This is a genomic window from Fundidesulfovibrio sp., assembly GCF_058402725.1.
This window is the reverse complement of the sequence record NZ_JBZVFJ010000121.1, coordinates 1-12,475: the sequence shown is the minus strand read 5'-3', so window position 1 is coordinate 12,475 and position 12,475 is coordinate 1. Positions and strand designations below refer to the sequence as shown.

Annotated in this window: 12 protein-coding genes; 6 read left to right on the top strand and 6 right to left on the bottom strand. The window is 69.7% G+C overall.

Annotated elements, in window-relative coordinates; translation table 11 throughout:
• The 5 genes from ACV4UX_RS14400 to ACV4UX_RS14380 all read right to left on the bottom strand — a co-directional run.
• Positions 1 to 966: B12-binding domain-containing radical SAM protein (locus ACV4UX_RS14400; RefSeq protein ID WP_491593971.1), on the bottom strand; the 966-nt coding region annotated here is incomplete at its 3' end.
• Positions 967 to 1,483: 517 nt separating this feature from the next.
• Complete coding sequence (locus ACV4UX_RS14395) at positions 1,484 to 2,644, bottom strand: ABC transporter substrate-binding protein (protein WP_491593970.1); 1,161 nt, start codon at positions 2,642 to 2,644, stop codon at positions 1,484 to 1,486.
• A 47-nt stretch (positions 2,645 to 2,691) separates the two neighbouring features.
• Positions 2,692 to 3,615, bottom strand: a complete 924-nt coding sequence (locus ACV4UX_RS14390) for a branched-chain amino acid ABC transporter permease (protein ID WP_491593969.1) — start codon at positions 3,613 to 3,615, stop codon at positions 2,692 to 2,694.
• A gap of 2 nt (positions 3,616 to 3,617) precedes the next feature.
• The gene (locus ACV4UX_RS14385; RefSeq protein WP_491593968.1) at positions 3,618 to 4,490 is read right to left on the bottom strand and encodes a branched-chain amino acid ABC transporter permease; all 873 of its coding nucleotides are present in this window, start codon (positions 4,488 to 4,490) and stop codon (positions 3,618 to 3,620) included.
• Positions 4,491 to 4,508: 18 nt separating this feature from the next.
• Entirely contained in the window at positions 4,509 to 6,170 is a 1,662-nt protein-coding gene (locus tag ACV4UX_RS14380; protein ID WP_491593967.1) for a VCBS repeat-containing protein, read from the bottom strand.
• Between the two features lie 261 nt (positions 6,171 to 6,431).
• Between ACV4UX_RS14380 and ACV4UX_RS14375 the strand changes: the two genes are divergently transcribed.
• From ACV4UX_RS14375 to thpR, 3 genes are read left to right on the top strand one after another with little or no spacing between them, the layout of a single operon-like run.
• Positions 6,432 to 7,886, top strand: a complete 1,455-nt coding sequence (locus ACV4UX_RS14375; RefSeq protein ID WP_491593966.1) for an NOL1/NOP2/SUN domain family protein — start codon at positions 6,432 to 6,434, stop codon at positions 7,884 to 7,886.
• A gap of 10 nt (positions 7,887 to 7,896) precedes the next feature.
• Positions 7,897 to 8,850, top strand: a complete 954-nt coding sequence (locus tag ACV4UX_RS14370; protein ID WP_491593965.1) for a class I fructose-bisphosphate aldolase — start codon at positions 7,897 to 7,899, stop codon at positions 8,848 to 8,850.
• Between the two features lie 39 nt (positions 8,851 to 8,889).
• Positions 8,890 to 9,531 carry an RNA 2',3'-cyclic phosphodiesterase gene (gene thpR / locus ACV4UX_RS14365; protein WP_491593964.1) on the top strand — a complete coding sequence of 214 codons (642 nt, stop codon included), beginning with the start codon at positions 8,890 to 8,892 and terminating at the stop codon, positions 9,529 to 9,531.
• Between the two features lie 35 nt (positions 9,532 to 9,566).
• Here the strand turns inward: thpR and ACV4UX_RS14360 are convergent, their stop codons facing one another.
• Positions 9,567 to 10,049 (bottom strand): hypothetical protein, encoded by a 483-nt coding sequence (locus ACV4UX_RS14360; protein ID WP_491593963.1) that lies wholly within the window; start codon positions 10,047 to 10,049, stop codon positions 9,567 to 9,569.
• 291 nt (positions 10,050 to 10,340) lie between these two features.
• Between ACV4UX_RS14360 and ACV4UX_RS14355 the strand changes: the two genes are divergently transcribed.
• From ACV4UX_RS14355 to cmk, 3 genes are all read left to right on the top strand, one after another.
• A complete protein-coding gene (locus tag ACV4UX_RS14355; RefSeq protein WP_173086092.1) occupies positions 10,341 to 10,796 on the top strand; it encodes a universal stress protein in 456 nt (151 codons plus the stop codon).
• Positions 10,796 to 11,905 carry a histidinol-phosphate transaminase gene (hisC, locus tag ACV4UX_RS14350; protein ID WP_491593962.1) on the top strand — a complete coding sequence of 370 codons (1,110 nt, stop codon included), beginning with the start codon at positions 10,796 to 10,798 and terminating at the stop codon, positions 11,903 to 11,905. Before ACV4UX_RS14355 ends, hisC begins: the two co-directional genes overlap by 1 nt.
• A partial coding sequence (gene cmk, locus ACV4UX_RS14345; protein WP_491593961.1) for a (d)CMP kinase occupies positions 11,898 to 12,475 on the top strand: 578 nt, incomplete at its 3' end. The genes hisC and cmk, both read left to right, overlap by 8 nt.

The window sequence follows — 12,475 nt, the reverse complement described above, 5'->3', positions numbered from 1 at the left end:
GGCGTGGATGGCCTTTCGGGAGACCGCCGTGGTGATCTTCTTCTTCATCGACTTGAGAATGGTGTCGGACCCGCTCTCGAAGCCCATGGTGATCCAACTGCATCCAGCCTGGCGCATCCGCCGCAGCAGGTCGGGGTCCGCGTCGGAGGCCCGCATCTGGCAGCCCCAGGGCCGCAGGAAGCTCAGGCGCTCCACGGCGTCGCAGAAGCGGTGGGTCCATTCCTTGTCCCGGGCGAAGAGTTCGTCGCCGAATCCGAATTTCGTGGTGCCGTAGGCGTCGTGCAGGGCGTTGATCTCGGCGATGACGTTGGGCACGGAACGCTTCCGGTAGACGCTCCCCGGGGGGTGATAGCAGAACGTGCAGTGAAACGGGCAGGAACGGCTTGTATAGAGAAGCCCGAATCCGGACGCGGCGATCTCCTCGGGGGTCAGAAAGACTTCCCTGTTCGGGAAAGGGAGGGCGTCGAGATCGCGGATGACGGGCCTGGCCGGGGCGCGAACGATCTCCCCTCCGCGAACGGACACCACGCCGTGCACCAGCGTCGGGTCGGTGCCGGAGTCGAGGGCGTCCAGCAATTCGAGCATGGTCAGTTCGCCCTCGCCGAGCACTCCGTGGTCGACCCCGAACTGTTCCATGCAGAATTCCGGTTCCGCCGAGAAGAGGTTGCCTCCGGTGACGAGCAGGGTTTCGGGCGACAAGGCCTTTACCGTGCGGAAAAAAGCGCGCTGAAACAGATAGGTCGTGCACAGCCCGCCCATGGCGATGGCCCCGCACCCTGTGCTTTCGGCCAGCCGGACGGCAGCCGTGGCGACGTCCTCGGCCGATCCGGGCATGGTGTTGGCGTTGAGGCCGACCACCTCGTGCCCTGCCCGGAGCAGGGTGGAGGCCACATAGGCAGGGCCAAGGGGGAGGTGAGGCGCGCGGTCATAGGTGTAGTAGCGGGGCTCGGCAAGCAGTAAGCGCATGAAAGCCTCTCCTTTTGGGTGCGACCGGCCGGGGCGGAGCGACTGAGGCACGTCCGGACTCCGTGCGCAGACCCGGCGATGGGAAAGCGTGATCTGCCCCTCGGGGGCGCGAACCTGGCCCGGGGGAAGGCTTTGCTCCTGGGGGGCGCCGTCCGTCGGCCAGGCGCCCCAGGGAGGCCCCGGGGACCGTCCCGCGTGCTCCCTGCCGACGAGTGGCCTGCCGATCGTCCGGGAAATCTGTCGTGAATGCTCAGGAATGTCAACGGCCTTGCAGGACGCCGCCTTGGGCGGGGAGGAACCGGCCACGGAAGAGTCGCGCGGTCGACGAGGACAAGGCGGCTCATGGCGATCCTCCCGGCCGCGAGGCCTCGCACGGGCGGCTCGGGGGGGGCTCCCGGCATCCAGCGGGGTGTGCTCGTGACAGGGCGCGCTCCGGCCTGTCCCCAGGAGCTTCCGACTAAAAAAAACCGGCTCCCGGAAGGCCGCCGGGGCTTGCATCAGCCTGAGGAGGACGAGTCTACCTGGCTTCCACGAACTTGCCGTCCTTGACCTGGACCATCACCAGGGAGCCGGTGTCCAGTCCGTTGTGGTCTTCAGCGGTGACGTTGTAGACGCCGGAAATGGCCACCACGCCCTTGAGCTGCTCCAGGGCGTCGCGCAGGGCTGCGGGGTCGGCCTTGCCGGCCTTTTTCAGGCCCTCTGCCAGCAGGGTCAGGGCGTCGGCGGCGTAGCCGGAGTGGGTGTTCATGGGGAACTTGGCCTGGAGCCCGGCGGCGTCGTAGGCCTTCATGAAGGCGTCGATGACGGGCTTCTGGGGGTCGGCGGCGGGCAGCGTGGCGGCGGTCATGAGCTTGGTGGCGGGCATGAGCACGCCTTCGGCCCCGGCCCCGGCCAGCTTGAGGAAGTTGGGGCCAGCGATGCCGTGGGACTGAACCACCAGGGGCTTGTCGCCCGGCAGGTCCGCGAAGTTCTTGGCGGCGATGGCCGCAGCGGGTCCGATGGTCCAGACGATGACGGCCTGGGGCTTGGCCATGGCCACCTTGAAGGCCTCGGCGGAGAAGTCCGCGCCTTTGGAGTCGATGGTCTCCTCGGCCACCAGGGTGATGCCGTGCTTGGCGGCCAGGGCCTTGAGGGCGTCCAGGCCGTCCTGCCCGAAGGGGTCCTTGGCGGTGAGCAGGGCCACCTTGGTGGCGCCCTTGGCCTTGAGGTGCGCGTAGATCTTGTCCACAGCGGTGTTGGTGCGCTGGGGGACCTTGAAGGTCCAGGTGAAGGGGCCGTACTTGCCGCCGGCCACGATGGCGTCGCCGCCCACGGTCATGATCACGGGGACCTTCTGCTCCTCGGTGTACTTCTTCACGGCCATGCCCTCGCCGGTGGAGGTGGGGCCGATGAGGGCCAGCACCTTGTCGGATTCCACCAGCTGGCGGGCCATGCGCAGGGCCACCTCGGGGGTGGACTGGGTGTCCAGGGCCACCAGCTTGAGGGGGCGGCCCAGGATGCCGCCCGCAGCGTTGATTTCCTTGAGCTTCATCTCGGCCACCAGGCGCGTGGCCGTGCCGATCTCGGCCGTGGGGCCGGATTCGGCGAAGATGCCGCCGATCAGGATGGGCTCGGCGGCGGCTGCGTTGCCGACGAAGCAGAAGAGGGCCAGGACCAGGGCGAAGAGGGAGCGCGGCATGATTCCTCCGGAACGTGTAGGGTTGTGAAGGAAGTACACGCGATCGGCTAGCGGGGCAACATACGAAGCCGCCCCGTCTCCCGCCAGAAGCCGGCGACCAGGGCGATGGCCAGGATGAGCCCGTGGGCCAGCACGGTGGCGTCGCCCAGCTGGTGGAACCAGGCGATGAGCGACTCCAGCGCCACCACGGCGGCAAGGGGCCGGATGAGCCGACCGGGGCCGCCGATCACAAGAAAGAGCAGCGTCTTGAGGGAGAGGCCCAGGTCGAACTGGCCGGGGCTGATGAAGCCAGTGGAGTTGGCCAGCACCATGCCCGCCATGGCCGAGAGCGCCCCGCCGATGCCGAAGGAGAGGGCGCGGGTGGAGAGCCGGTCGATGCCGCAGCTGGAGGCGGCCAGGGCGTCGTCCTTGCAGGCCATGAGGGCGCGCCCCTGGCGGGAGTCGCGCAGGGCCAGGAAGAGGTAGCCTCCCAGGGCGATGAGCGCGATGAGCGCGAAGAAGTTGGCGCGGTCGCCCGAGAGGGTCCCCACCAGGGGGAGCGAGGGCGAAACGGGGACCATCATGCCGTTGGAGCCGCCGGTGAGTCCGGAAAAAGTGAGCACGAGGTTGTGGAAGATCAGGCACAGGCAGAGCGTGGCCATGGCCAGGAAACCCTCGCCCAGCTTCTCCAGGGGTTTGGAGACCGCCGAGGCCAGCAGGTAGACCCCCAGGGCCACGCCGGGCACGATGAGCAGGGTGCCCTGGGGCCAGAGCGCGTGGAGAATCACCGAGGCGTAGGCCCCCAGGCCGCAGAAGGCCCCGGTGGCCATGGAGGCCTGGCCGCCCAGGCCAAGGCAGAAGTTGAGGGCCAGCACGTTGAGGGCCAGGAAGAGGTGCTGGTTGAGCGTGAGCAGGGCAACGCCCGGCAGGAACGCGCTCACGGCGCACAGGGCCAGCAGGAAGAGCCCCAGGTGTGCGAGCGGGCGGCGCATGGTCAGACCTTCTCGCGCCTGCCGCGCTCCAGGGGCGAGAACACCAGCAGGGCCACCAGGAGCGAGTAGGTGAGGGTTTCCTTGAGGTCGGCGGAGAAGCTGAGGGTCAGGCAGGCCTCGATGAGGCCCAGGGCGAGGCCCCCGGCGAAAACGCGCGAGAGGGAGGAGTAGCCCCCCAGGGTGGCGGCCACGAAGCCCTTCAGGCCCAGGCCGAAGCCCATGTCGTAGCGCAGCATGGTCTGGGGGCCGATGGCCATGGCGGCCAGGGCGGCGAGCATGCCCGAGAGGGCGAAAGAGAGCGCCTGGGCGCGCACGGGGTTGACGCCCTGGAGGCGCGCGGCCAGGGCGTTCATGGACACGGCCCGGATGGCGCGTCCGGTCCGCGTGAAGGTGAGAAAGGCCGAGAGGGTGGCCACGCTGGCCAGGGCCAGGGCCAGGGACGTAAGGGTGTTGGCCGAGAGGAACAGCGGCCCCATGCGGAAGGCGGGCAGGGCGATGAACTGTTCGAGCTTGAGCGGGTTCTTGCCCCAGATGAGGATGGCCGCGCCCTGCCAGATGAGGCTTGCGGCAACGGTGAGCATGAGCTGGCGCAGCGGCTGCGCGCCGAGCAGCACGCCCAGGGTGGAGGCGTAGAGCAGGTGGCCCAGGGCGAAGCCGAAGGCCCCTGCGGCCAGGAGCGCCGTGAGCGGCCCCAGCTGGAAGGCCTGGGAAACGCTGAAAAGGACAAGTCCGCCCAGGAGGAGCAGCTCCCCCTGGGCGAAGTTGATCAGTCGGCTCGAATTGTAGACCAGGGCGAAGCCCAGGGCCATGAGCCCGTAGACGGCCCCCAGCGCCAACCCGGAGTTGACGGCCTGGGCCAGATAGAGTCCGAGCACGCCGTGAACGCCGGCGGGCTAGTTGCCCACCTCCTCCATGTTGCCGTAGGTGCCGCTCTGCTGGGTGGAGTTGATGTCCAGCGGGTAGGCCAGCACCAGGGTGCGGCGGTTCTTCAGGCCGGTGGGGCCGGGGTAGGTGTTCATGCACACGATGAGGTCCTGGGTGCCGTCGTTCTCCAGGTCGGCGACGTCGTAGCCCATGATGGTGCCCTTGATGCGGCGGGTCTTCCACTTGAGGTTCATGCCCACGCCGTCCCAGGCCAGGGCGTGGATTTCGCCCTGGGAGAAGGAGCGGAAGTTCTCGAAGAACTGGGAGGCGATGGAGATGTTGCGGCTCACCAGCAGTTCGGGGGTCTTGCCCAGGATCACGGGGACCAGGGGCAGGGGCACGTAGTAGTAGGACCACATGTAGTTGGCGTTGGGCGACGCGCCGGGGGCCATGAGGGTGTCGTGCTCGATGCCCAGGCCGGAACCGGCGTACTGCTCCTCGGTCTTGGCGATCACGTCGTTGCGGCCCGAGGTCACGTTGAGCCGGTCGCCGTCGTCCACGTAGACGAGCTTGTAGCCGGCCTCTTCAGGCAGGTAGGCGAAGTTGAAGGGGTTGACCTTGCTGGGCACGTTGAGCTTGGAGCCCTGCGTGAGCTTGCCGCCGGAGTAGGACATCTCGTAAACGCCGCCCGCGAAGAGCTCCTTCTGGTTGCCCTTGCAGCCCACGAGTTGGGGCTGGAAGCGGGGGGGCAGCTTCACGGTGGCCAGGTACCAGGGCAGGCGCTCGGCTTCGAGCACCAGCTTGTTGCCCTCCAGGCGGTAGACGGACGAGAGCGGCAGGCGCTCGAAGTGGGCGGTGATCACCAGGCGGGCCTGGCGGTCCGAGGGGCTCTTCACGATGGAGGCGCGCACGTTGGTGATGCGGGTGGAGCCTTCGTGCTTGGCCACCTGGGCGAGCTGGCGGTCCTGGTGGCGGTAGACGTAGATTTCGGCGTTGGTGAAGAGCACGATCTCGTTCTTGCCGTCCCCGTCGAGGTCGCCCACGGCCATGCCGTTGGCGGCGAAGGGCAGGCTCTGGCTGCGCCAGGAGCCGGCGGCGTCGGAGTTGCCCGCGTAGCGGAAGTTGGGGTTCAGGTAGGTCTGCTGGTTCTCTGCGGTCTGGTTGACCACGAAGGCCGGGTTCATCTGGTTGACCTGCTCCACGGGCTGGCCGGTCCGGGGATCGCGCTGGGCCTCGAGGCGCTTGAAGACCTGGGTGTTGATCTCCTTGGCCACGCCCTCCATGGCCGGAATGATGGCGTTGAGCTTGGTCTGGGTGGCCTTGGGGGTCACCTGGCCCTTGGAGTCCATGACCTTCACGTCGAGGCTGGCGTCGCTCCCGGCGATGGTCACGGAGCCGAAGACCACGTAGTCGGCCTTGAGGGCGGCCAGGGCGGCCTTGGCGTCGGCCTCGGAACGGGGCGCGGCCTTGGCCTTCTGGTCCACCACGGCGCGGTCCACAGGCTGGAATTTGCCCTGCCAGGTCAGGCGCGAGGCCAGCATGTCCTGCACTCCCTGGGAGAGGTAGGCGTACTGGTCGGGGCCGTTGATCACGAAGGGGAGCACGGCGAAGGATTTCGTCTGGGCCATGGCGGCCGAAGCGGACAGGATGACGGCCAGAAAGGCCAGGAACACCACGCGGACGCGGATCATGCAGGAACCTCCATTGGCTTGGGAGAGCCGCACCGGCTTGGCCGGGCGGGCTTGGGTGTTAGCATTAACCCATGAGCGAGGCAAAAGAAATGTGTCGGGCTTTTCCCTTGCGGGGCGAGGTGTTGGACGAAATGGCCGGGCATGAACAAAGATTCATGACCGCCCGGGCCGTCCGGCCCTGCAAGGGGGACGCGTCGCGACGCCTTGAGGTTACGCGATACGGGCCTTGCCAAGCGCGTGGGCTTGGGCCATCCTCGGGGCGTGGCACGCTCCTTCCGCCTCGTCTGCGAGGCCTCCGAGATTTCCCGCGTGGAGGACCTCCTGCGCGCCCAGGGGTTCGATTTCGAGCCCGAGCCCTTCCACGGCCTCTGCCGACGGTTGACGGCAGAGCCATTCCCCCTGGGGGCCTCCCTGGCCGCGCGCTTCGGCCTGGTCTACATCCAGGACCGCTCCTCCATGCTGCCCCCCCTGGCCCTGGCTCCGCCTCCCGGCGCGGCCGTGCTGGACATGTGCGCCAGCCCCGGCGGCAAGACCTCCTTCCTGGCCCAGCTCGCGGGGCGCGGCGGCTTCGTGCTGGGCAACGAGCCCGGGGCAGACCGCCTGGCCACCCTGCGCCGCAACCTGGCCTGCATGAACCTGCCCCAGGCCGCCACCACCGGCATGAAGGGCCAGGACCTGCCCCTGCCCGAGGCCGCCTTCGGCCACATCCTCCTGGACCCCCCGTGCAGCGGCTGGGGCACCGTGGAGAAGAACCCCCGCGTGCTCGACCTGTGGACACCGGACAAGGCCCAGCCCCTGGCCGCGCTCCAGCGCGAGCTCCTGGCCAAGGCGTCCACGCTCCTGGCCCCGGGCGGACGGCTTCTCTATTCCACCTGCACCACCAACGTGGCAGAGAACGAGGAACAGGCCCTCTGGGCCGTCCGGGAGCTGGGCCTGGAGCTTGTGCCCCTGGTCCCCTTCGCCGGGTTTTCCTTCCACGAGCCCCTGCTGTCGGGCGCGGAGGGCACGCTGCGCGTGGACTCCGAGGGCTCCGAGGCCCAGGGCTTCTACCTGGCGCTCCTGGTGAAGCCCGGCGGCGCGGCGTGGGCCGACGCGTCGCCCCAGGCCCCCGGACGACCCGGCCAGGACGCCGAAGAGGGTGGCGGACTGGTTCAGGACGGCGCGCCCGGTCGTATCCCGGCCCGTTGCAAAGCGGAAGCGGGGCGGGCACAGGTCCGGGCCGCGCGCGGCGCGGCGAGGCGGGATTGCCGGGAGCGGCCGCCCCGCCCCTGTGCCGGGAGGGAGAAGCCCCTGAAAAGAGGCCCCCGCGAGCGCGAGGCGGGTTTCGAGTCCCTGAGCCTGGAAGAGGTGGCCTCCCTGGCCCCGGACCTGGCCTGGGAGGCGCTGCCCCCGGGCTGGCTGGAGCCCTTCAAGGACGAACTGTGCTTCCTGCCCGAGCGCGGCCGCGGCCTTCTGCCGCCCCGGCGCAAGGGCCAGCGCCTGGGCATGCTCTCGGGGGGCGTCTTCCGTCCGTGGGGGCGCGCCCGGGTGCTCGCCGCGCCGCCAGGAGCCGGTCCCTGCCTGGACGCCGACGATCCGGCCGTGCTCTGCGCGCTCCTGGAGGGCCGCAGCGTGGCCGTGTCCCCCGGCGCGGCGCGCATGGGGCTGGCCTTTCGGGGGCTGCCACTGGGATTTCTGGCCGTGAAGGGCGCGCGCGCCCTGTGGTCCGACAGATAGAGGTGAAACCATGCGAAACGTGATGCCAAGAACCCGCCTGCGCCAGGCCGCCAGGAGCGCCCCGGTGGAGCCCCGGTTCTTCTCCTTCAACGACCAGACCAAGGACTTCTCCATGACCGGCATCCGGCGCAGGCTGTCCAGGTTCTTTTCGCCCCGGAGCGGGCGCTCGGTGATCCTCCCCCTGGACCACGGCGTGGGCGAGGGCATGCTTCCCGGCCTGGAGGCCGTGGGGCGTCTCCTGGGCCTGGTGGCCGGGCGCGAGGTGCAGGGCGTGCTCCTGAACAAGGGCCCCGCCCGCGCGCACGGGGCGGCCCTGCCGCCGTGCATGGGGCTGATCGTGCAGCTTTCGGGGGGCACCAAGCACGCCCTGCCGCCCTACGGGCGCACGGTGGTCTGTTCGGTGGGCGAGGCCCTGCGCCTGGGCGCGGACGCCGTGAGCCTGCAGATCAACGTGGGCAACGACCAGGAAGACCGCATGCTGGCCGACTTCGGGGCCATGGCCGACGAGGCCCACCAGGCCGGGCTGCCCGTGCTGGCCGTCATCGCGCCCCGGGGCGGGCAGATCGTCAACGAGCTGGACCCGAGCCTCATCTCCCACTGCATCCGCCTGGGCGCCGAACTGGGCGCGGACCTCACGGGCGTGCCCTACGGCGGCGACCCGGCCAGCTTCGCCGAGGCCATCGAGTCCTCGGACACGCCGGTGCTCGTCACGGGCGGCCCGGGCCGGGGAGACGCCCAGCGCTTCCTGGCCGCCATGGAGGAGGCCCTGGCCTGCGGCGCGGCGGGCATCTGCGCGGGGCGCAACATCTTCCAGCACCAGGACCCCGAGGAGGTCCTGGACGCCATCGTCGCCCTGGCGCACGCCCCGCGCGGCGAGATGCCGGTCGGCCTGGACGACGCCTCCGCCCCCGGCGGCGACGCGGCGCCGGACGATCAGGACTCCGGGCCGGACACCGGGGCCTGAGCGGCCCGCGCTCCGGACTGCGGTCACGCCTGCGACGCCATGGAGACGGCGCGGCTCTTCGTGGGCCTGCCCCTGCCACAGGCCAGCCAGGACGCCCTGGCGGAGCTTTCGCGCGCCCTGAAGCCTCTGGTTCCGGTCCCTTGCGCCTGGATCAGGCCCGGGGAGTGGCATGTGACGCTCAAGTTCCTGGGCGATACGCCCCTGGAGAGCGTCCCGTCCCTGAAGGCGGCGCTGGAGGGCGTGGCCTGGGAGGCCTTCACCCTGCGCCCGGGCGGGGCCGGGACGTTCCCGGAGCGCGGCGCCCCCCGGGTGCTCTGGTCCGGGCTGGCCCTGGGCGGGCCGCAGTGCGCGCTCCTGGCGCGGTCGGTGGAGGATGCGCTCGCGCCGCTGGGCTTCGCGCGCGCCTCACGCGCGTACGCGGCGCACCTCACGGTGGCCCGGGCCAGGGGAGCCGCCCCGTATGCCGCGTGGCGTCCCGCGCTGGAGGCCCTGGATGCGGCGCGCTGGGAGGCTGTCCCCATGGAGCGGATGGTGCTGTGGCGGTCGTATGCGGCCGACGGCGCGGCGTATCGAAACGGTGCGGGGCGCGGCGTGTCGGGAGGCGGCGCGGGGAGCGCGGGGGGAAGTCGTCCCCCGGGGCCCCGCCACGTCCCCCTGTGGGAGGGCGGAGCCCCGGGTTGAAGGACCGGATGCGTCAGGGCCGGGGCGAGCCCGTGCTAGAGGTAGTCGCCCCTGTTGAACTTGATCTGTTCCGTCGCGGCCAGGACATCCAGTTCGTTGACCAGCGAAGAGAGTTCCGGGCTGTGCCCGTCCAGGCCGGGGTGCTCGTCCTTGAGCCTTTTCACGCCGCTCTGGATGGTTTCGAGGGTTCCGTAGGCCTGGCGCAGCTGGGCGGAGCCGCCGCTGGCCAGGGCGTCGGAATATTTTTCCCATTGGTTGAGAATGCTGTCCACGTTTTCCATGACCGCCTGCCTTTCGTTCGCCACCCCGGCGGCCGGCGCGGCGGCCTGGGCCGCCATGGCCTGGGTCAGTCCCGCCATGCCCGAGAGCAGGGGGGGCGGGGCGGTCCGTGCCGCCTGCTGCCCGCTCTCCACCTCCCTGGCCAGGATGTCTCCGAAGCCCCCGGCCTGGGTGGACCTGCTGGACTGAACCTTTCCCGTCTGTTGGATGGGGACGATCTGGTCCGGTTGAATCTTCATCGGCGCATCTCCTCGCCCTGACGTGTTCCTTGGCTCTGCAAAGCAAAGCCCTTGCCAACACGTGGATTTTGTCAACTGCTTGAAATCATGGACAATAGGAATCTTTGCACCCGGAAGTTTTTGCCGCCGTGCCCTTTCCCCATCGGCCGAAGCGGGCAAAACTCCAGGCCCGGGCGCACATGGCGCCCCAACGAGCCTTTCCCCTCAGTAGTCCAGGGGAAACCCCTTGTCTATCCTCGCCCCGTGCGGCTACACTCGGGGTTCGGACAACGCGAACCATTGGAGGCGGCCATGGCCGATTTCAAGAAGATTCTCTGCGCGGTCGATTTCTCCGACCACAGCCCCAAGCTCGCCGATTACGCCGTGTCGCTGGCACGGTGCACGGGGGCGAAACTGATCTGCGTCTACGTGGCCCCGTCGCTGTCGCAGTACGTAGGCTTCCACGTGCCGCCCAGCTCCATCGAGGCCTTCGTGGGCGAGATCGTCTCCGGGGCGGACTCCAGCATGCAGGCCTACCTCGACGCCCACTTCAAGGGCGCCGACGCCACCGGCAAGGTGCTCGTGGGCTATCCCGCCGAGGAGATCCTCAACATGGCCGAGGACGAGGACGCCGACCTGATCATCATGGGCACCCACGGCCGCACCGGCATCGACCGCATCCTCTTCGGATCGGTGGCGGAAAAGATCGTGAAAAGCTCCAAATGCCCGGTGCTGACCATCCGCCCGGAACACAAGGACGAGGATTGATGGACCCGCGCGACACGCTGCGCCCCGAAGTGCTGGAGTTCACTCCCTATTCGCCGGGCCTTTCCATCGACGAGATCCGGGAGCGCCACGGGCTGGCCAACGTGATCAAGCTCGCCAGCAACGAGAACCCCCTGGGGGCCTCGCCGCTGGTGCGCCGCGTGCTCGCGCGCCGCTCCGAGAGCGTCTTCCGCTACCCCCAGTCGGGCAACCCCAGGCTCGTGCGGGCCATCGCGGACTTCCACGGCGTCGATCCCGCGCGCATCGTGCCGGGCAACGGCTCCGACGAGATCATCGACCTGATGCTGCGCGTGAAGGCCCGCCCCGGCGTGGACAACGTGGTGGCCTTCCAGCCCTGCTTCAGCATCTACCGCCTCCAGGCCAAACTCTGCGGCGTGGAGATGCGACAGGCCCCCCTGCGCGAGGATTTCAGCTTCCCCTTCGAGGAGCTTCTGGCCCTGTGCGACGAGAACACCGCCCTGGTGTTCGTCACCAACCCCGACAACCCCTCGGGGCACGCGGTGAAGGCCGCCGAGCTGGCCTACCTGGCCAAGGCCCTGCCCCCCAGGGCGCTCCTGGTGGTGGACGAGGCCTATGTGGAGTTCGCCGAACCCGAGGAGGAGCACTCCGTGCTGGGCAGGCTGGACAACCTGCCCAACGTGGCGGTGCTGCGCACCTTCTCCAAGCTGCACGGACTGGCCGGGCTGCGCCTGGGCTTCGGGGCCATGCCCGTCTGGCTGGCCGACTACCTGTTGCGCGTGCGTCTGCCCTTCAGCGTGAACCTGCTGGCCGAGGCCGCGGGCATGGCCGCCCTGGAGGACAACCACTTCCGCCTCGCCTCCCTGGAGGCCGTGCGCAAGGGACGCGCCTACCTGCAAGTCGAACTGGAGCGCCTGGGCTGCCGCCCCAGCCCCTCCATGGCCAACTTCATCCTCTTCACGCCGCCGGTCGACGCCCAGGGCGTCTTTCAGGCTCTGCTGGCCCGGGGGATCATCATCCGGCCCCTGGCCAGCTACGGCATGCCCGCCTGCCTGCGCGTGTCCATCGGCAGCGATCCGGAGAACCGGGCCTTCGTCCAGGCCCTGGAAGAGGTGCTGGCGAGCCATGGCTGAACCCCTTGTCATCACCATGGACGGACCGGCCGGGGTGGGCAAGTCCACTCTGGCCCGCATGACGGCCCAGGCCCTGGACATCGCCTACCTGGACACCGGGGCCATGTTCCGGGCCACGGCCCTGGCCCTGGGCGAGGGCGCGTGGGACCTCTCCGGACCGGAGCTGGAGGCCAGGCTGCCGGGCATCGTCTTCGGCCTCATGGGCGTGGGCGACTGTTCCAAGCTCTTGTGCAACGGCGCGGCCGTGGGCGACGCGGTGCGCACGGAGGAGGTGGGGCGCTGGGCTTCGCTGCTGGCCGTGCGGCCCGAGGTGCGCGCGCGCCAGCTTCAGGTGCAGCGCTCCCTGGGCCTGGGGACCTCCCTGGTGGCCGAAGGGCGCGACATGGGCACGGTGGTCTTCCCCAAGGCGCGGCGCAAGTTCTTCCTGGACGCAAGCCCCCGCGTGCGCGCCCTGCGCCGCGTGCGCCAGTTGGAGGGCATGGGCCGGGAGGCCGACCTCGCGGCCATCGAGCAGGCCATCCGCGAGCGCGACCGCCTGGACCGCGAGCGCCCCGTGGCCCCACTCGTCCC